20 protein-coding genes are annotated in these 20,363 nt (G+C 47.8%); 1 reads left to right on the forward strand and 19 read right to left on the reverse strand.

The genetic code is table 11. From position 1 onward, the window contains the following. The 4 genes from fliN to VCHENC03_RS05090 form a co-directional block, all read right to left on the reverse strand. Nucleotides 1-411, reverse strand: coding sequence for a flagellar motor switch protein FliN (fliN, locus tag VCHENC03_RS05105; protein ID WP_005438697.1), 411 nt, complete (start codon nucleotides 409-411; stop codon nucleotides 1-3). 101 nt (nucleotides 412-512) lie between these two features. Next, nucleotides 513-1,559, reverse strand: a complete 1,047-nt coding sequence (fliM, locus tag VCHENC03_RS05100) for a flagellar motor switch protein FliM (RefSeq protein ID WP_005438695.1) — start codon at nucleotides 1,557-1,559, stop codon at nucleotides 513-515. Between the two features lie 7 nt (nucleotides 1,560-1,566). Further along, nucleotides 1,567-2,067: a flagellar basal body-associated protein FliL gene (fliL, locus tag VCHENC03_RS05095; protein ID WP_005438693.1), complete on the reverse strand. Its 501-nt coding sequence runs from the start codon at nucleotides 2,065-2,067 to the stop codon at nucleotides 1,567-1,569. A gap of 38 nt (nucleotides 2,068-2,105) precedes the next feature. Continuing rightward, entirely contained in the window at nucleotides 2,106-4,163 is a 2,058-nt protein-coding gene (locus tag VCHENC03_RS05090) for a flagellar hook-length control protein FliK (RefSeq protein ID WP_009707373.1), read from the reverse strand. 282 nt (nucleotides 4,164-4,445) lie between these two features. Between VCHENC03_RS05090 and VCHENC03_RS05085 the strand changes: the two genes are divergently transcribed. After that, the gene (locus tag VCHENC03_RS05085; protein ID WP_009707374.1) at nucleotides 4,446-4,760 is read left to right on the forward strand and encodes an NIPSNAP family protein; all 315 of its coding nucleotides are present in this window, start codon (nucleotides 4,446-4,448) and stop codon (nucleotides 4,758-4,760) included. Between the two features lie 36 nt (nucleotides 4,761-4,796). Here VCHENC03_RS05085 and fliJ read toward each other — a convergent pair whose 3' ends face one another. The 15 genes from fliJ to VCHENC03_RS05010 form a co-directional block, all read right to left on the reverse strand. After that, nucleotides 4,797-5,240, reverse strand: coding sequence for a flagellar export protein FliJ (gene fliJ, locus VCHENC03_RS05080; protein ID WP_005438686.1), 444 nt, complete (start codon nucleotides 5,238-5,240; stop codon nucleotides 4,797-4,799). A 6-nt stretch (nucleotides 5,241-5,246) separates the two neighbouring features. Further along, nucleotides 5,247-6,566: a flagellar protein export ATPase FliI gene (gene fliI / locus VCHENC03_RS05075; RefSeq protein ID WP_005433019.1), complete on the reverse strand. Its 1,320-nt coding sequence runs from the start codon at nucleotides 6,564-6,566 to the stop codon at nucleotides 5,247-5,249. A gap of 3 nt (nucleotides 6,567-6,569) precedes the next feature. Next, entirely contained in the window at nucleotides 6,570-7,370 is an 801-nt protein-coding gene (gene fliH, locus VCHENC03_RS05070) for a flagellar assembly protein FliH (RefSeq protein ID WP_009707376.1), read from the reverse strand. Nucleotides 7,371-7,483: 113 nt separating this feature from the next. Continuing rightward, nucleotides 7,484-8,539: a flagellar motor switch protein FliG gene (gene fliG / locus VCHENC03_RS05065; RefSeq protein ID WP_005438679.1), complete on the reverse strand. Its 1,056-nt coding sequence runs from the start codon at nucleotides 8,537-8,539 to the stop codon at nucleotides 7,484-7,486. Continuing rightward, nucleotides 8,532-10,274, reverse strand: a complete 1,743-nt coding sequence (gene fliF, locus VCHENC03_RS05060) for a flagellar basal-body MS-ring/collar protein FliF (protein ID WP_005438677.1) — start codon at nucleotides 10,272-10,274, stop codon at nucleotides 8,532-8,534. Before fliF ends, fliG begins: the two co-directional genes overlap by 8 nt. Nucleotides 10,275-10,289: 15 nt before the next feature. Continuing rightward, complete coding sequence (gene fliE, locus VCHENC03_RS05055; RefSeq protein WP_005438670.1) at nucleotides 10,290-10,601, reverse strand: flagellar hook-basal body complex protein FliE; 312 nt, start codon at nucleotides 10,599-10,601, stop codon at nucleotides 10,290-10,292. Between the two features lie 126 nt (nucleotides 10,602-10,727). Next, nucleotides 10,728-12,137: a sigma-54-dependent transcriptional regulator gene (locus tag VCHENC03_RS05050; RefSeq protein ID WP_009707377.1), complete on the reverse strand. Its 1,410-nt coding sequence runs from the start codon at nucleotides 12,135-12,137 to the stop codon at nucleotides 10,728-10,730. A gap of 36 nt (nucleotides 12,138-12,173) precedes the next feature. After that, nucleotides 12,174-13,205, reverse strand: a complete 1,032-nt coding sequence (locus VCHENC03_RS05045; protein WP_005438668.1) for a sensor histidine kinase — start codon at nucleotides 13,203-13,205, stop codon at nucleotides 12,174-12,176. A 193-nt stretch (nucleotides 13,206-13,398) separates the two neighbouring features. Beyond that, entirely contained in the window at nucleotides 13,399-14,865 is a 1,467-nt protein-coding gene (locus tag VCHENC03_RS05040; RefSeq protein ID WP_005438666.1) for a sigma-54 dependent transcriptional regulator, read from the reverse strand. 286 nt (nucleotides 14,866-15,151) lie between these two features. After that, a complete protein-coding gene (gene fliS, locus VCHENC03_RS05035; RefSeq protein WP_005438665.1) occupies nucleotides 15,152-15,562 on the reverse strand; it encodes a flagellar export chaperone FliS in 411 nt (136 codons plus the stop codon). Between the two features lie 12 nt (nucleotides 15,563-15,574). Next, nucleotides 15,575-15,880, reverse strand: a complete 306-nt coding sequence (locus VCHENC03_RS05030) for a flagellar protein FliT (RefSeq protein WP_009707378.1) — start codon at nucleotides 15,878-15,880, stop codon at nucleotides 15,575-15,577. Further along, a complete protein-coding gene (gene fliD, locus VCHENC03_RS05025; RefSeq protein ID WP_009707379.1) occupies nucleotides 15,881-17,893 on the reverse strand; it encodes a flagellar filament capping protein FliD in 2,013 nt (670 codons plus the stop codon). 20 nt (nucleotides 17,894-17,913) lie between these two features. Further along, on the reverse strand, nucleotides 17,914-18,342 hold the full coding sequence (flaG, locus tag VCHENC03_RS05020; protein WP_009707380.1) for a flagellar protein FlaG: 429 nt from the start codon (nucleotides 18,340-18,342) through the stop codon (nucleotides 17,914-17,916). An 80-nt stretch (nucleotides 18,343-18,422) separates the two neighbouring features. Next, nucleotides 18,423-19,553, reverse strand: a complete 1,131-nt coding sequence (locus tag VCHENC03_RS05015) for a flagellin (RefSeq protein WP_009707381.1) — start codon at nucleotides 19,551-19,553, stop codon at nucleotides 18,423-18,425. A 299-nt stretch (nucleotides 19,554-19,852) separates the two neighbouring features. After that, nucleotides 19,853-20,363 (reverse strand): flagellin (locus VCHENC03_RS05010; protein WP_009707382.1); only part of this gene is annotated, 511 nt, incomplete at its 5' end.

A 20,363-nucleotide genomic window follows, 5' to 3' on the forward strand; every position in this document is an offset into this window, starting at 1 on the left:
TTAACGCAGCTTTTTGATGCGTTCAGTTTGGCTGATCACGTCAGTTAGACGAATACCAAACTTATCGTTGACGACAACGACTTCGCCGTGCGCAATCAAAGTACCGTTAACCAATACGTCGAGCGATTCACCTGCGAGGCGATCAAGCTCTACAACCGAACCTTGGTTCAATTGCAGTAGGTTACGGATACTGATTTGTGAGCGCCCTACTTCCATTGAAATGGTCACTGGAATATCCATGATGGTGTCGAGTTTGCGACGCTCATCTTCCGTAATTGGAGCAGAGGTGTCTTTTAACTCTTCCAGTGGCGCTGCCAATATTTCATCAACATCAATTGAAGGTGCAGACGGGTCTTCGCCAAGAGCGGCTGCCCATTCGTCTGCTAGCTTTTGATCGTCACTTGGTTCCATTTTTCTGTCCTGTGTTAAACCTTACTGCGCCATACTTCTGGCTTCATTCTTTGTTGTCGATAACAGAGAACAAAGCGAGGCGATTGTAATGAGTAAGGGTTTTAATCGTCTGTATCGTCGTCGTTTTCAAGTTCAGACATGATGTCTTTACCCAAGAACGCTAAATCTGTTTTTACTACGTGTGGGCGTTCGATCTCTTCAGAGATCTGCACCGCCATCTTGTCTTCGGAGCGACCCATTTTCACACGGTAAGTTGGTAAGTCTTCGATGAACATGGTGGCGTGTTCTGGCATTTCAATCGGGATCACGTCGCCCGGTTGCAGCTCCATCAAATCACGCAAAGAGATGTCTTTCTCTAGCAGATTCACACGGAAGTTGACTGGGCAATCCATGATCTCTTCACGCAGTGCCGAGCTCCAACGAACGTCAGTTTCCATCTTGTCGGATTGAACACCCGCATCAAGCAGTTCGCGGATTGGTTCCACCATCGAATAAGGCATGACCACATGGAAATCACCACCGCCGCCATCGACTTCGATATGGAATGAGCTCACGACGATAACTTCGGTTGGGCTGACGATGTTCGCCATGCTTGGGTTTACTTCAGAATCGAGGTATTCAAATTCCACACCCATTACCGGCGACCACGCTTCTTTGTAGTCTTCGAAAACAATTTTCAGAAGAAGCTGGATGATGCGACGCTCAGTTGGGGTAAATTCGCGACCTTCAATTTTGGCGTGGAAACGACCATCACCACCAAAGAAGTTCTCTACCAGAATAAACACCAAGCGTGCTTCCATGGTGATCAGTGCCGTACCTTTAAGTGGACGGAAGCGCACCATGTTCAAACTTGTCGGAACGTACAGGGTATTTTGGTATTCACCAAACTTCATCATCTGCACGCCGTTGATCGACACTTCAGCGGTTTTACGCAACATGTTAAACAGGCTGATTCGCATGTGTCGGGCAAAACGCTCATTGATAAGTTCGAGCGTCGGCATTCGACCACGGACAATCCTGTCTTGAGACGAGAAATCGAAACTGACGGCACCCTCGGTGTCGTTATCTATGGGTTCATCGACATCATCAACATCGTCAACCCCATGCAGAAGCGCATCAATCTCGTCTTGGCTTAATAGATCGGTCACGTTATACCTATTGAATTACAAAATCTGTAAACAGTACTTTCTCAATCACTGGCTTACCAACAGCGGCATTCAGCGCGGCTTTGATATCATCAGAGGCGCGATCACGCAGTTCAGTTCGTCCTGTTGGAGAACGAAGTTGCTCCACAGTCGCTGAAGCAAATGTCGATAGCAGTGAACTCTCTATCAGTGGAGAATGGTAACGAGCTAATTGCTCATTCTCGCTGCCACGCACCATCAGTTGCGCTTTGATTTGTACCAGTCTATCGCGGCGGTCTCCCGTCACGTTAAAAATAAACGGTTGTGCAATGTTCACGTACGCAATTGGCGCTGCTGCCGTTTGCGCTTGTGCTTGCTCGGTTTGTGCTGCTTGCGCCGGTTCATCAGAGCCCATTAAAAAGAAAGCTGCCGCACCACCACCGATAAGCAAAACCACCACTGCGATAATGATGATCAGTAACTTACTTTTTCCTTTTGGTGCATCCGCACCCTGTAGCTGTTCTTCTGCCATTACTGTCTCTTATTGTTCTGCTTTTTTAGGCCGCTATTTTATGCGTAAAAACTAATTCCATCACGCTTTGAAACCACATTCAAATCAAGATTCGTGTCGGCATCAAAGTTTTCATCTGACTGACCAGAAAATCCACGACCTTGAGAACCTTGACCGTTTTGTTCCGCATTGGCGTAGCCACTTTGTTGCTGACCACTGCTCTGTTGTTGAACCGACGAATCCGCCAATTGCATACCTTGCTGAGCCAACATCTCTCTCAGGCGAGGTAAGGTTTGTTCAATCAAGTCACGAGCTTGCGGGTTTGCCACCGTAAAATGCACATTGGCAAGATCGTTGTTCATTGTCATGCGTATCTGCATACGACCAAGCTCTGGCGGGTCAAGACGGATATCGAGGTTCTTTAAGTTCTTCGACATCATCATTTGTACTTTCTCTGCCACTTGGTCATTGGCCAGTTCTTTGGTTAGTTGCAATGGTAACTGTGCCTGCTGCGCAGCATCTACTCGTGCTTGTTGCTGAGCTGTCACGCCTTGTTGACCTGCTGCCGCTTGAATTTGTCCCGCTAAACCATGTTGTGGTTCCGGTTTATCTTGCTTACTTGAAGCGCCTTTCAATGCGCCGGCAGCAAGACCAGCATTCATCACTTTCTTGCTCAGCTCTGCACTAGAAGCAACCTGTGCCGCGGGGTTCAGATTTGCTGCCACTAGCGCTTCTGGCATTGCAGATAACGCTGCTTTGTCAGCATTTGGGGATACGGCTGTCTGCGCACTCGTTTGAGCTGCAGCGTGCTTCATGTCCTGTGTGGCTAGTTGATGAGCTTGTTGAGCCGCCACTGAAGACGCCGCAACACGAGTTTGGTTATGAGCAGCTTGATGCTCTGCCATCGCCACTTTTACATCACTTGGCAAAGCCGCGAAATGCGCTAATTCTTGCACGGGAATATCAGCGACCACTTCACCCGTTTTTAGCCCTTCAATCACATCAAGTTCTTGTTGAGAAAGAGGCTTACCCTGCGCCAACTTGGTATCAATGATGTGCAGCTCATCAAGAGAAATACGTTTTACTTCAGAGATTTCAGCCTCGACTGGCAATGCCGTTTGCAATACTTCTCCACCACCCATCGACTGAGCACCTTGAGCCACAACTTGACCGTTAACCGCGGCTTGAGTTGTCGCATTCACCGTTGCTTCTGCGTGAACAGCTTGAGTACTTGGCGAGTTCCAATCAATTTGTGCGGCAACGGGAACCGCTTGATTTGTGTTTGCTGCTTGTACGTTCGAGGCTGATTCCGTCGTCAATACAACGGGTTTTCCATTGGCATCCAACGTCACTTTGTCACTGCCAGCAGGTTGCGCCACGCCGCTTTGTGGGCCGGATTGCTTAGCAGAAAGCATCGCTTGTTGTTCTGGAGTAAGTGGGGTGCCTTTTTCCTGTTGAGCAACGCTTTGTGTTGATACTGCCTCAGGTGGCAATGCTTTGCCGCTATCAACTAATTGCTCATTAGGCTTGAGCGTTTGGTTTGCTTGCTCAATACGACCCAACAATTGTTGACCTTCACCCATCGCACTTTTCACTTGAGCATTAGGCGCCTGTTCAGAAGCGTCTGCATCATTAGGTTGCGTTTGTTTTGCTATCGTACCTTGTGCAACTTGGCTTGAAGCACCATTTGCTGCTGACTGGGTTGCATCGCCTTCTGGTGAATTTGTTTGTTTAACACCGCTAGAAGCCAATTCGCTATCTGAAAGCTCACCCGCTTTGCTGTTCGCAACTTGTTTACCGTCGCCTTGAGCAAGTAGCTCATCGGTTGATTCTGCAGATGCCACTTTCTCGCCATCCACAGCTTCAGCGACTGTTTCTTGGCTCTCGCCTTCTGAGTTTGCCGATGCGACTTTTGTCGCCTCATCTGTGTTTTCTGCCGATACGTCTGGCGCATCAGATTTTGCCACCGCTTTTTCGGCTTTTTGTGAATCAGTGAATACCCCGGCTAAGGTTTCAAAAAAACCTTTGCTTTCAGGGTTTTCTGCAGCAACTTTACTTGAAGAATCGGAAACCGACGTCTTATTGGTTGCAGAAACATTGGATAAATTCACATTCATATAGAAACTCTCGTCATCGGCAGCGTTGAGCAACTCGCTGTCGGATTGCACATAGGCGGCAAACTTAGGTCAAAAGACCCGATACTGACGGCTAAATTGCAAAAATCACGCCAACGCATAGTGTGGAATTTCTGACGGTTAAGTGAGACGACATCAGTGGAACAGAGATCAACTTTGCGATATCCCTAAGCAGCATCAAAGATGCGTAAACCATCATCATAATTTGACTATTGATTGGTGGGAGCGTAAACAGAAACCTTGCCCAACCAATAAGGAATCGCTTTGAAAGTCACAGAACTCCGCCAATATAAAATTAAGACTGGCAAAACAGAGCAATGGTTAACATGGATGAAAGATGAGTTGCTGCCCTACCAACGCTCCAAAGGCATGCGTGTCTTAAACACCTATGTTCACACGGGTGAAGATGGGCACGATTACTTTGTCTGGTTGCGTGAATTCGACAGTGAACAAGCGCGACAAACGATATACGCAGAGACTTACAATGAATGGTGGATTCGCGAGATTCGACCAAAAGTGTTTGAGTTGATAGAGCAAGACTCGGTGAAAGTAACCTTGCTTGAATCAGTAGAGATGTAGCAAACAGCACTAACGCGATATCACGATGAGAAACGCTTAAAAACGTTGCGGTTTTCGGCTATACAGCAAGGTAGAAAACTCATCCATCTGCTTTTGCTCGCGCTTCGCTTCCGCAATTTGCTTTTCTTTCTCGCGCTTTTCAATCATCCACTCGTAAGACATCCGTTCTTTACGCATGTTTAACCAGTAATCTTGGCAGTTCACCACCTGCTCTTTAAAGTGGTTTTCTGCCTGTTTTTGCTTGGAAAGCGTTTCATCAAGCTGGGTTAAGAAGCGGTTTAAGTGGCCATATTGGCTTGCGGTGAGTCCTGCCATACCACGGTCTACCAACTGCTGACAGTAATCTAAGCGGTACTTTTCTATTTGCTCTACTTGGCGGTAGTAATCTTCAAGCTCCGAGCGAGCTTTATTGAGCGCGAGTACGGCCTGGTCTTCGCGCTCTTTTGCCTGATCAAGTAGGAACTCCATGGCGTTATTCATGCGCTATTACCCACCCAAGATGCTCTTCAACATATTGACGCACATGTCATAAGGCACAGACTCTTTCATGCGCTGCTGCAAGTATTCGTCCAGTTTTGGCTTGAGGGTGAATGCGCCATCGATAGCAGGATCGGTACCCGGTTTATAAGCGCCAATCGAAACCAAGTCTTGGTTTTTACGGCAAATCGACAACACCTGACGCACCGCTTTCGACATCAACACATGCTCTTCTGTGGTAATTTGTGGCATAACACGACTCACTGATTTCTCGACATCGATGGCTGGGTAGTGACCCGCATCCGCCATTTCACGAGATAACACAATGTGACCATCGAGGATCGCACGTGACGCATCGGCGATCGGATCTTGCAGATCGTCACCTTCGGTCAGAACGGTAAAAAACGCGGTGATCGAACCTTGATCATCACCACCGTTACCTGCACGTTCCACCAAGGCTGGCAGTTTAGCAAACACCGAAGGCGGATAACCTTTGGTTGCAGGCGGTTCACCCACAGACAACGCAATCTCACGCTGTGCTTGAGCAAAACGCGTCAAAGAGTCCATCAGTAGAAGAACATCTAATCCTTGGTCACGGAAGTATTCGGCAATCGTCAGTGCAGTTTGACAGCCCTTCAAGCGCATCAAAGGCGAAGCATCAGCAGGAGCTGCCACCACCACAGAACGACGGCGTCCGTCTTCACCCAAAATCTCTTCGATAAATTCTTTTACTTCGCGTCCACGCTCACCAATCAGACCAACGACAACAACTTGTGCCGTCGTGCCTCGTGTCATCATGCCAAGGGTGACCGATTTACCCACACCAGAACCCGCAAACAGACCGATACGTTGACCTTTACCGACCGTCAACAAACCGTTGATGGCTTTTAAGCCGACATCAAGTGGCTCAGAAATGGGCTTACGCGCTAATGGGTTAATTGGCTCAGCATTGAAAGAAGCGCGATGATCGGTATAAAGCGGACCAAGGCCATCAAGTGGGTTACCCACACCATCAATCACACGCCCTAGCAACTCCATACCAACGGGCAAACCCGCTTCACTGGTCAACGGCGTCACTTTCGCGCCCGGTAAGATGCCCGTGATTTGCTCACTCGGCATTAAGAAAAGGTTATCACCAGAAAAGCCCACCACTTCCGCTTCCATATGACCGGACATGGTTTCGACCAAACACAAGCTGCCAATCGGAGCACGACAGCCTGTCGCTTCCAAGGTTAAGCCAACAACGCGAACAAGCTTGCCCGACGCTACCGGACGCGTGGTCAGCCCTTCAACTTTGTAGTTCTTTAAACGGTCAGCCAAGGCTTGCATGGATTATTCGCTCCCTTGATGGCGATTTGCGCCACAGAAGCTGTTCAACACGCTTTTCACGCGCTCTTCCATGCGGTAGTTAATGCTCGATTCGCCAGCAGCAATTTGTACATCACCGCGATTTAATGCTGGCTCTGCAACCAATGTCCAATTACGACAATCAAGTTCTTCTTCGCCGTATGCGGAGCGGATGATCGCCACATCGTCTGGGTTCAGATGCAAGGTAATTGGATGGCCAGAAATTGGCAGCGCTTCAACAGATTGTTTTACGGTATCGAGAATAATTTGAGGGTTGGTTTGCACTTCCACATGCACAACTTCTTTGACTAGACACAGCACCATATCCACCAGCTGCTTTTCAACCTGAGCGTTCATCAGCTCTAAAGGTTGAGCAAACTGGTTAGCCAAGTTCATGAAGGTTTCCACCTGCTGCTGGATGTACTCTTGCCCAGCGGTAACACCTTCCGCTTTACCGAGTTCAAGACCTTCTGCATGGCCTGCTTGAATGCCTTCTTCTTTGCCTTTGTCGTAACCTTGCTTAAAGCCCGCTTCTTGACCTTGGTACAGACCTTCTTGATAAGCGCCTTGCTTGATCAACTCAATCTGTTCTTCTGTCAGCTCAAGCGCTTGCTCTTCTTCCGGTTCGTCAAAGTTTGGCACCCAACCTGGATCGTAGTTAAACGCAGTTTGCTTGGCTTGCTTTGCTTTCGGCTCACCATAATCAGGCAAACCCCAGCGCTGCGGTTCGATCATCGCATCGTCTTCATCAGGACGGATAAATCCACGTTTTCTATCGCCAGCCATGCTTAACCTACAATCTGTCTATGTTGAAATTGATATTAAAAATAAAGTGCTTTGAAAAATGCGCGACTAAGGAAGTGCATTCCTCCCACTTAAGCAGGAGGAATAAGAAAGGATTATAAGAACTCGTCCGCGCCGCCAGACAGCATGATTTCACCAGCGTCTGCCATACGACGAGCAATCGCCAAGATTTCTTTTTGCGCCGCTTCTACGTCTGCTACGCGAACCGGAGGCATTGCCTCGATATCGTCACGCATCATCTCAGCTGCACGCTTAGACATGTTCTTGAAGACTTTCTCACGTAGAGAGTCATCGGCACCTTTAAGTGCACGTTGCAGAACGTCTTGAGGAACGTCACGCAGCAATTTCTGAATACCTTGGTCGTCCACTTCCACCAAGTTCTCGAATACGAACATGAGATCTTGGATTTGTGTTGCCATGTCTTCGTCTTGGTCGCGGATTTGCTCCATCAAGATACCTTCGACGTTGTTGTCTAGGTAGTTCATGATTTCTGCAGCTGCCTTCAAGCCGCCAATCTTCGCTGCTTGTGCACCCGCTTGACCTGCGAACTGTTTCTCCATGATTTCGTTCAGCTCTGCCAGTGCCGATGGCTGAACTTCTTCTAGGTTGGCAATACGCATCATCAGGTCCAGACGCACGCGCTCTGGGAACTGAGAAAGAATTTCCGCTGACTGATCCGCTTCCAAATACGAAAGTACGATGGTTTGAATCTGCGGGTGTTCGTTGACGATGATACTTGCCACTTGGCGAGGGTCCATCCACTTCAGTGAATCCAGACCTTTCGAGCCAGTACCCAATAGGATTTGGTCGACCAAGTTGTTTGCTTTGTCTTCACCCAGAGCAGCCACCAGCGCATTACGCATGAAGTCTTCGCTGCCCATACCGATGTTGGTGTATTTCTGGATGTCTTCTAAAAACGCACGATGCACACCAGACACTTTGTCTTGGCTTAGATCTTTAGCGCGCGCCATTGCACTACCAACACGTTGAACCTGCTTTGGTTCTAAGTGACGGATGATGCCAGCGGCGTCGCCTTCATTCAGGCTGAGCAGCAAAATTGCCGCTTTTTCTTCACCTGTCATGCTAGAGACATCAAACTCCGCAGGAACACCTACGCCGTTTTCATCTTGAGGTACGATATCGTTAGCCATTTTCGTTCATCCAGTTTTTCACAACTTGAGCAGCAAGTTCTGGTTCGTTTGCCACCAGAGCACGTACTGCTTTAAGTACATCTTCATCTTTGTGAAGGTTAGGCAAATCAATGCTTGAACCAAACTCAAACAGTTCACCGCTTTCGATGTCGCTACCAATTAGGCTGGTTTCACCATCCGCACCAATTGGCAAGCCATCTGGTCCGTACATTTCGTCTTCGTCGGTGCTCGCAGGGTTAAGCAGTTTCTTCATCGCAGGGCGAACCAGAACCAAGATAACCACGATGATCACCAACGCACTCGCGAACCAACGAACCCAATCGTTGAAGTTTGGATGTTCCCAAATTGGTGGATCAACCATCTGCTCAAGCTCTGGCTCAGCAAACTTCACGCTAAGAACGTTTAGCAAGTCACCACGGTTTTGGTCAAAACCAACGGTACCAATCAGCACTTGGCGAATGGCGTTAATTTCTGATTCTGACAGCGGCGTGTAAGTCACTTCACCCGTATCTGGGTTTACGGTGCGACGGTCTTTGATCGCCACTGAAACGGTTTGACGCGCCAATGTGCCCGTTTGCTTGCGCTCGTGACTGATAGTGGTGTCGAGTTCAAAGTTACGCGTTGATTCTTTACGGACTGAACCTTGCCCAGTCAGCGAACCGTCTTTCATCTGTGCCACATCTTGAGGAATCGACGCATCGGCTGGCGGTTGGTTACTCAGAGCACCAGGAATGCCCGCGACCATATTGCCGTTGTTGTAATCTTCCAACGCGTATTCACTACGCGTTGCTGGAGTATTCGGATCGAAGTTCTTACGAGTTTGCTCAACAGTGCTGAAATCCATTTGGATATCCACCTGAGCAGTGTAGTTACCAAAACCTAGGATTGGTAGAAGAACAGAATCAATCTTCTCGCGCAGCGCTTGCTCTTGGCTGCGCTCTAACTCTTGTTCTTTACGACGAGCCGCAGACGCAGGGTCTTGAGAACCTGAGCTAAGCAGACGACCGTGTTGGTCGGTGACCGTAATACGAGAGGTCTTCATGCCCGGAACAGCACTCGCCACCATATCAACGATGGAATCCACTTCTTGTTGTTTTAGGTTTGCACCTGTAGAGAGCGTCAAAAATACTGAGGCAGACGCTTCTTGATTATGACGAACAAACACACTGTGTTTTGGCAGAGCAAGCAACACACGCGCTTTGCGTACCTGCTTCATCTCTTCAATCGCTTGTGCAAGTTGGCGTTCACGGCTGAGCTTCAAACGTTCTTGCTCTAAACGTTGTGATACACCAAAGCCCATGTCTTGCAGCAGAATGTCATCGCCTGCCGCTGTTGCTTGGTTTACGCCCGCACGCACCATGCCCAGCTTGATCGAGTTGTAATCACTCGATTCCACAGAAATGGTGTTGCCATCTAGCTTGTAATTGATTTTTTGCTGGTCGAGGTAATCCAGCACTGGGATCAGTTCTTCGGTTTCGTATGCACCAAGTGGGCGCATTTCCGGTTCTTTCACCCAGAAGAAAAGCATCACGATCAACGCAACACAGATAGAGATGGACAGCACTAATACGACCTGACGAAGTAAATCGAGGTCGCCTACTGCCATATCGAATTTTGACGCACTGCGCTCTTCAAGATCTGGGTTTTGGCTATCCACATCCAAATCTGAGCCAGCGATCAGTGCACCATCTGCGCCGCCATCAGTGACGGTTAAATCTGTAGACTTGTCTGCCACACTTATTACCTAAAATTACACTGGCATGTTCATGAGATCCTTGTAGGACTCAACGAGCTTATTGCGGATTTGTACAGTGGCATCAAATGCAACACTGGACTTGTTACGAGCAATCATAACGTCAGAAAGGGAAACATCGGCATCACCACGGTCAAAACGCGTTTGCAGATCGCCCGATGCTTTTTGAAGTGAGTTTACGTTATTGATGGCTTTCGTTAGGAGATCACCAAAATCTGCCCCAACTTTCGCACCTGTTGCAACGGGAGCGGTGTTGGTCGCTTCCACCATCATGGCGCGCATTTCTGCCTGAATACCATCAACTTTCATTGTCACCTCTAAGCCAAAAGTTTGACTATTAAATAAAACTGATTATTGACACAGCAATTACTGTGCCATAAGACAATAGTGCCGTAGTGTACCCACACTTTTGTCCTATGGCTATTTATGTGAATACTAAGCCGGAATATCGATACCAGCGTCACGCATTTTGGCAAGTTTATAGCGCAAAGTACGTGGACTGATGCCCAGTTTCTCTGCCATTTCTTTACGACGACCGTTACATTCGATCAGCGTTTCCAAAATGATCGCGTATTCTTGGTCACGCAGTTCACCACCGAGTCCTTCACCACCAGCGGCAACACGGTTGATAGATTCTGCTTGTGCGACTGGCTTAACATCTGGCACCACCACTTCTGCATTTTGCACAACATGTTGCAGGCTGCTGGCATCTTGCCAATCTACACCTTCTAGCAAAATGTGTTCTGCATCAATGTCACCGTTTTCACTCAAAATCAGAGCACGTTGAACCACGTTATCCAACTCACGAACGTTACCCGGCCATGGGTATTGAAGCAGCTTATCTAATGCGACTTGAGAGAACTTAGGCACTGGCATACCCATTTTGCTGCAATGACGTTCAGCAAGGTGCTGCGCAAGTGGCGAGATGTCGCCTTTACGCTCACAAAGTGCTGGCCATGAGATTGGGAATACGTTCAAGCGGTAGTACAAGTCTTCACGGAAGTTGCCTTCTGACACGTACTGCTTAAGGTCACGGTTACTGGTTGCTAATACACGAACGTCCAGTTTGATGCTCTTACGGCTACCCAAACGCTCCACTTCGCGCTCTTGAAGAACGCGCAGCAGTTTCGCTTGTAGGCTCAAATCCATTTCACTGATTTCATCCAGCAAAATCGTGCCGCCTTGGGCTTGTTCAAACTTACCCGGACACGCTTGAACAGCGCCAGTAAACGCGCCTTTCTCGTAACCAAATAGTGTCGCTTCCAGCATGTTGTCTGGAATCGCCGCACAGTTAATCGCAACAAAAGGACCGTCTTTACGGTTTGAAGCATTGTGGATGTAACGAGACATGACTTCTTTACCTGAGCCGCTTGGGCCCAAGATCATTACGTTAGCATCCGTGCGTGCCACTTTGTCAGCTAACGCAAGTAGGCGTAGGCTTTTCTCGTCTGCAACGACGGCATCACCGTTGTCATCACTTTTGATTGGTGCGTAACGGCTCACCATGTTCAGCAAAACTTCTGGTGCAAATGGCTTCGCCATGTAATCAATCGCACCTTCTTTCATTGCCGACACGGCGTCTTCAATGTTTGCGTAAGCCGTCATAAGAAGAACTGGCAAGTTTGGCCAATTCTGTTTGATATTGCGTAGCAGAGCCAAACCGCCCATGCCTGCCATTTGTACATCAGAAACCACGATATCCACCGCGTTCGACTTCAGCTTCACTAAAGCGTCTTCTGCACAATCGGCTTCTAACCACTCGTACCCTGCCAGAGCCAGAGTATCCACTAGGGCTTCACGAAGACCTTCATCGTCTTCTACGATCAGCACTTTGCTTTGCGCCATTATGATTCTCCAGTAATTGTTATCGACAAAAGCCGCTTATTGCGCTTCTGCTTGCACTCGCTCTAGCGGAATGCACATGGTAAAGCAGGCTCCATCACCCTGCTCTGAAATAAGTTCCAATCGACCGTCATGGGCACGGCAAACCATTTGAACCACAGCGAGCCCTAACCCGGTTCCTTGAGAACGCGTGGTAAAGAATGGCTCCATGATTTTTGCTTGCAGTTCTTTTGGTACACCCGGACCGCTGTCTTGCACAGAAATGCGCAGTTCACCGTTCACCGGGCGGAAAAAGACATCTATTTGCGATTCCTTTCCAGACATCTGAATCGCGTTCATCACTAAGTTACTCAGTGCTGAAGCAATGGCGTTAGCGTTGCCTAACAGCTCAGTGTTCTCTTCTTCGACTTCTAGGAAGTAGTCGATACTGTTGTTCTTCAGCGCGGTTTCCACCATCGGCTGATATTCGGCAACAAGCTGAGCAATGTTAAAAGGCTTAATGACTTTATTATCACCACCTTTGGCAAAAAGCAGCATATCATTAACCTGCTTCTCCAAATCGTGCAGTCGATCCATTAATTTGCTTTGGAATCGCTCTCTTGTCGCCGGAGGGAGATTTGGCGCACCTAAATTGGATGCATATAGCATGGCGCTCGATAACGGAGTTCTCACTTGGTGAGCCAAAGAAGCCACCATGCGACCAAGCGATGACAGACGCTGCAAGTCACTCACGCGAGATTGCAGTAAACGCGTTTCTGTTAGGTCGGTGATCAGGATAAGTTGACCCGTCGCAGAGGCCGAGATCGCCAAACGAACCTTACGGCCATTACGCAGTGAGACTTCATGACCATCATCTTCGCGCGGATCAAATACCACTTGGATGATGTTGAACCATTTCTCGTTGACCAGTGGGATTTCAAGGATACGGTGCGCTTCTGGGTTGGCTTCGCGTACCACACCGTGTGTATCCAATAAGATCACACCTGCGGGCATCACATCCAAAACCTGCTTATAACGCTCGACCTGATTCTCTACCGAGTCTAAATGGGATTGGTTGGTATTATTGTCCATTCACTGCCTGTCGAAATATCGCCATTTAAAAACTAAAATAGCTTGGTAAGCAATTAGCATACCAAGCTATTTTCTATATTTATCATAGCGTTATACTAACGACAAGAAGTTGACACTAGGAAAAGTGCGCTTTTCTTGTCGGAAAAGACAACAAGCGCAATGGAAAGTGCTTACTTCTGGTGTCAGATAAAACCTAGCGTTGTAGGTTGTATTTGCGCATCTTCTCCACCAAAGTCGTGCGTCGCATACCCAGCATGTCAGCAGCTCTTGCTACGACACCACCTTGTGCTTCTAACGCTTGGCTGATCATGTTGACTTCCATATCGGCTAGAAGCTCTTTCAAGTTCACGCCTTCTGGCGGTAAAGCTTGAGGGGCATTCATGTTGTGGTCCAGATCGCTTTGATCTTCAAAACTGAAGTTCTCAGAGAAGATGTCTTGGAACACGTCACGCTCTTGTTCTTCAACCGAAGTAAACGGGTTACCTTCTGGTTGGAACTCAGGAATATCACTGTAACGGTACTTTGTCGGTAGATGGTTTACGTCGACCAAACTGTTTGGGTAGAGAATGATCATGCGCTCAACAAGGTTGGCAAGTTCACGAACGTTACCCGGCCAGTTGTGTTCCATCAGCGAGTTAATCGCACGAGGAGTGAAGCAAATTGGTTGTCCGCCTTCTGCTTCCAAACGCGTCATTAGCTCTTGTAGCAACAAAGGGATGTCTTGCTTACGTGCTTTTAGCGCAGGCATCTCGATTGGGAAAACATTCAAGCGGTAGAAAAGGTCTTCACGGAACGTGCCGTCGTCGATCATGGTTTCTAGATCGCGGTGCGTTGCAGCTACAACACGCACGTTTACTTTGATCGTGGTGTTGCCACCTACGCGCTCAAAACAACGCTCTTGCAGAACACGCAGCAACTTCACTTGCATCGACATTGGCATATCACCAATCTCATCAAGGAAGATCGTACCACCCTCGGCTAGTTCAAAACGGCCTTTACGTGAGGTCAACGCGCCAGTGAACGCTCCTTTCTCATGACCAAACAGCTCACTTTCCAGAAGCTCTGGTGGGATCGCGCCACAGTTGATTGGCACAAACGGACCATTACGATAAGCAGAATGGTAGTGAATGTTACGTGCGACGACTTCTTTACCCGTGCCAGACTCACCCAAGATCAGCACATTTGCTTCTGTGCCCGATACTTGTTCAATCAAATGACGAACTTCTTGAATGCCTCGGCTTTGGCCAACAAGGCTACGGAAAAGGGTATTTTTGCGCGCGCTTGCGACGACATTAACGCCTTTGCGACCAAGGAAGTCTTTGCAATGACGTAACGCTTCGCTAAGTTGCGGGTAGTTTAAAGGTTGTTCTAATTCACCGACAAAATTTGGCAAGTCATCAACAGGTAGTGGGAAAGAACCCAGAACCAGAAGGGGGATATGGTACGCTTCGTTGAGGTGGGTCATCACCGCTGTCGCAGCACGACCTGCAGAGATGTTACCAACAATGCAACCGGACCAAACGCTAGACCAGTCTACATCGCCTAGCTGATCAGAACTGACAGCTTCGCAACTTTCTCCAACAAATTCCAATATATTGCTTATATTCAAACGACTTGGTGCATCGTCATCGATTACAAGCAGCTTTGCCAAACCTTGCATAAGTAAGAATGATTGCCTTTATTATGGGTGTGTTGCGGCCAGACCTTGATTTGCGCAATTGAGTGTCAGAAAGGTGGGACCACTCTCAATTAACGATAGACAAAATAGGAAAATCAGCAACAAAAAAAAGCCATTAGGGGCCACTAATGACTTCTATTTTATTTGAATAAAAAAATAAGGCAACCAAGCAATAAAGAGGTGTGAGCTTGATTGTAACTTTACTGAACGACTTTCTGTGCAATCAGACACAATACCCTACCAAATAAGTAAGGTATTGTTTTATCTATTAAATGCCTACTTCAGCAGCCGTTAAGTTGTGGAACTCAGTTGGGATCTGGTCCCAAGCTGATTTGATCTCACGAATAATGTCGATAACGTCGTCGATCGGTTGAGGATCGTTTTGGTGGTTCGCTGCCGAGATCTGAGTGATCATGAACTCGTAAAGTGAATCTAAGTTTGATGCAATATCACCACCGTCGTCCATAGACAGACAGCTGCGCAGTGCGATAATGATGTCCAACGCTTTACCCAGACGCTCACCTTTTGCAGGAATGTTGCCTGCTTGCATTGCTGCTTTACCTTGGATCAGACGCTCAATTGCACCCGCCATTAGCATTTGAATGACTTTGTGCGGAGAAGCCGCGCTCAATTGGCTGTCGACTGATACCTTTTTGTATGCTTGCAAAGAACCGCGCATAGTATTCCTCTTTTATATAAATTTTTTGTACTGCTGAAGCGAACGTTGACCATAACGGAACTTATGAAGCTCTTTACCAACATTAGTGGTCTCGTTTTGCATCAGCTCTACAATTCTTTTGGTACGAATGAGCAAGTCTTGCCACTCTGCTTCCTGCCTAACCGATGGATTGCTTTCAACAATGGTTAACAGGTTTTGCAATAACTGTTCCCTGATATCGACCAAACGTTGGATTTCTTCAGCGTTAAAGTCGACTTTTTCCAGTTCTTGCGTAATTAGTTGATCAATATCACTAATTTCAATGAGTTCGTTTTTCATCTATTGACCCAGCGCGTTCATCAACGCCCCCAACTGCCCTTGCATCTTACCTGTGGCGTCTTGCATTGCAGCGAATTTTGCGTGGGTACGTTTTTCTAAACTGTCCATGCGGCGATCTAATGCCGCTTGGTCGTCGCCTAATCTGTAGTTTTGTTCTGTCAGGCTCTTTTCGCGAGTACGGATACTGCCCGTGAAGCCCGTGATGCCTTGAATCGCATCCTCCACACGTTTGGCAAAACCGGTGTTGCCGCCGAAGAACTTCTCTAACTCGTTAAAGTTGTTGTTCAGTTGACGATCCAACATGTCGTAATTGATTTCCAACGAGCCTTGGCGTGTGGTGGTAATACCGAACTCAGTTAAAGATTTCAGGTCTTCTGGGGCTTTTTCAATGGATGTTGAGAACACCGATTTCAGGCGCGCATCAGCGTTACGTACTGTGCTATCGCCCGCGAGCGGCCCTTTCTGGCCTGTTGTCGGATCGACACTGGCGAGCGCTTTTGAAGTTTGGTAGAACGAGTTGTATGCTGAAACAAAATTTTCGATGTCTGCACGAACGCTTTGGCGATCGTACTCTACGCCAATTTCAGCTGGCGGTTTACCCAGTTCGGATTTGCCTTTCAACGTGAGGTTTACACCTTCAATGGCGTCTTCAATCACGTTGTTATGGCTCGACAGTTGTGCAACGCCATCAAGCATCACTTGCGAATCCTGACCCGCTTGCACTTCAGTCATGCCTGAATACACTTCAAAGGCTTTTTGCGCCTCTGCGATCTTTGCCTCTGCGACATCAATTTTCTCAAGACGCTCACGCTCTTCAGGATCGAGCTTGGCACGATGGATTTGTTTCGCTTGCTCTTCCGTCAACTCGCCCCGCTCAACTTTTTGGTCAAGCTCTTGCTTTTCATCGGCAATCTTTTGCTCAATTTCAGCTTTCTCTTGTTCGAGCTGTTGCTTGGCTTCTTTGGTCGTCACGTACGAATCGGTCAGCGTACCAGAGGCAGCATTGTTCCAACCCGGTACGTCTGGAGCTTTCGCAATGGCTTCTTCGTCCAGCTCTAATTCTGGCGGACGGTAAGAATCGAGGAGTGTACCTGAAGCGGTTTCAGTCCAACCAGGGATACTGTCTTGCGGGCGCATACCCGCTCGTTTATTGGCAGCATCAATTGCTTCTTGCCCTGCTTTCGCCGCAGCGGCACCAGCTGCAGAGATCGGTTCATCCGCTGCGCCATCTTGCGCATTCTCTGCCGCTTTTTGTTCTTCAGGAGGTATAGGATTGCCGTCTGCATCTACCTGTTCAAGTTGGTCTGCATCGGTCTTTGACTCTGGTTCTTTCAGAGGTCCAAGTACGGCTTCTGCCGCTTCACGAGCTTCTTCAAGCGCGTTCACTCGGTCTTCCAGAGTTTTGTATTCGAAATGTTTCAGAGGATTACCGGCTTCGGCTTCCACACTGACTTTGATTTGATGGTCCTTGCCTGAAAGGTTTGAGGCAAGGATCAAACGCGGCCCTTCTACGTCGTTAATCACGGAAGCACGTACGCCAGGGTTATCCTTAGCGCCGTTAATTCCACGAACGACATCAACTAGCTTGGAGCTAGAACGGACATTAACGTCGAAGGTGTCATCACCAAGAGAAATCTGCAGCTTACCAGCCCCAAACTTGGCGTCTTCTGGCATAACGTCAGAAGCCACTTTATGGCTCTGTGCAAGCTGCAACACATCGATAGCATACTTACCGGCTATAGCGTCAGTAGTTGCGGTTGCGGATACGATTTTATCATCGGTGGTTTCTACCGTACGAACGGCAAAAGCCTTCTCTTGACGAAAATTCGCCATGAGATTTTTCATCGTATCCAACGATTCTCTGAGTCGCCCATAGGCACTGATGCTGGCGTCAATTGTCATACGCTCGTTGTCGATGCGTTGCTGCTTTGGCACACGCTCGGCATCTACAATTTTGCTGACCATGGAATTGATATCCATGCCGCCAGACATCCCCAAAGGGCCTAAACTCATCAAATCACCTCAAAAACGACTTACACCTTTTCAACTAACAAACCGCGGTTAGCTGTGTGCTCAGCTAGGCGACGCAATACCACGAGCATTTCTTCATCAGGGATCTGACGAATTACATCACCAGTTGTGGCTTCGTAAATCGTCACGACGTCTCGGCCCGATTCTTCATCGACTCGAAACGCTACCCCTTTATTCATGGCGCTCACAAATTCATTCATTTGCTCGACCATTTTTTCGCGTTCTTCTTTGTTCAGCTCTTGGCGAGATTCCGCCATTTCAATCGCAGCTTGAACAGAGAGTTCGCGTTCGGCATCGTTCGGTTTTTCAACGGGAACGGTGCCGTTAGAACTTGCTGTGCTAGGCGTGCCTATGCCATTTTCTTTAGCAACTTTTGTGCCACTCGGTGTGCCGTAAGGCTGGATGTTCGATGCGTAGGAGGATATTTCCATTACAATCTCCCTTCCACCTTATGAGCTAACGATTAGGTCTATCGCTTTGGTGATGGTATCACTAGGCTGAGTCGACCCAATTAGCCCAACAAGCTCAGCGCTGCAGATGGTGACTGCTTCGCTTGTGCCAAGATTGAAGTACTTGCTTGTTGAAGGATTTGCGACTTAGTCATTGCTGTCGTTTCCTTCGCGTAGTCAGTATCTTTAATACGGCTGTTAGACGCGTTAACGTTCTCGTTAATGTTGTCTAGGTTGCTGATAGCGTGGTTGAAACGGTTTTGGAATGCACCAAGAGACGCACGTTGGCTATCTACTGATTTTAGTGCGCCATCAATGATAGCTACCGCTTCTTGAGAACCTGCAACTGTTGTTACGTCGATGTCTTTAACTGTTACGTCTTTTGCATCGCCGAAACCAATTTCACCCGCTAGGTTGCCAGAGAACTCAACATCGCCAGTTACTTTTTGAGAAGCAGCAAATACTTGTAGCTTACCGTCTTCGCCTACTGATGCTTTCACATCGTCGCTCTGACCGTTGATGTAAGTTGCTAGCTGCTCGATATCATCGCCTTGTTTCGCGTTGATAGTCAGCTCTTTCTCTTCACCTTGCTTGTTGGTGTAGCTCATCTTAAGTTCAGTTTTGTCACTTACTGTCCAAGACGCGTCTTTACCATCTTCTGCTGCGTAGCTCTTACCGCCCATTGCAGAAGTATCAGAACGTAGGTTGCCCATAGAAAGCATTACTGCTTCACCAGAGTCCGCACCGATTTGGAAAGATTGAGTACCGTAAGTACCGTTAAGAAGCTTGTTACCACCGAAAGAGGTTGTTTCAGCAATACGGTTTAGTTCGTCGTTAAGTGCTGTAACTTCTTCTTGGATCGCTACACGTTCTGATTTTGAGTTCGAACCGTTCGCAGATTGAAGCGATAGGTCACGCATACGTTGTAGGATGTTGGTAGATTCATTCATTGCACCTTCAGCAACCTGTGCAATAGAAATACCGTCGTTCGCGTTTTTCACAGCCATGTCTAGACCACGGCTCTGTGCGTTCAAACGGTTAGAAATCTGTAGACCGGCAGCATCGTCTTTCGCGCTATTGATTTTATAACCCGAAGACAAACGCTCCATTGATTTTTGTTGACCTTCAGCCGCTTGGTTTAGGTAACGCTGTGCGGTCATCGCAGAAACGTTAGTATTAACGTTAATCGCCATAGTTGATCTCCTTAAGGCTTTAGTTGATGCACCGTCGTGTCTCTCACCTCACTTAGGTACATCTCATTTCTCTCAGTCCCTTTAACGGCGGCCTATAAATATCCTTTAGGAGAAATTTTCAATTTTTTGCGATTATTTTCTTTGGCTTACTGAAGTGTGATGAATCTCTAATATTGTAACTGGAGGTAACTCAAGCTTATCCAAACCTCAAAAACAGACATAAAAAAACCCAGCCGAAGCTGGGTTTACTCGCTCATCTCTCACCACGAGCCAATGAGGTTCTTGTCTTAGGTTAGAAATTAACCTAGAAGACTTAGCGCTGAGTTAGGCGCTTGTTTCGCTTGCGCAAGGATTGAGCTTGACGCTTGCGATAGAATTTGTGACTTGGTCATTTGAGTCGTTTCTTTCGCGAAGTCTGTATCTTTGATACGGCTCTTCGACGCGTTCACGTTCTCGTTGATGTTATCCAAGTTGCTGATTGCGTGGTTGAAACGGTTTTGGAAAGCACCTAGCTCTGCACGGTGGCTGTCTACGTATTTCAATGCCGCATCAATGATAGCCACAGATTCTTGTGCGCCACCTACTGATGTTACGTCGATAGTATCAACTGTTACTTTCTTACCGTCGTTTAGACCTAGCTCACCAGATAGGCCGCCAGAGAATTCAACGTCGCCTTCAACTTTGTTGTTACCAGCGAAAACTTGCAGTTTACCGTCTTGATCTACTGACGCTTTAACTAGGTCAGTTTGACCGTTGATGTACGTCGCTAGCTCTTCGATATCGTCACCCGCTTTCGCGCTGATGTTGATT

The organism is Vibrio sp. HENC-03 (assembly GCF_000305755.2).
Classification (GTDB): Bacteria; Pseudomonadota; Gammaproteobacteria; order Enterobacterales; family Vibrionaceae; genus Vibrio; species Vibrio owensii.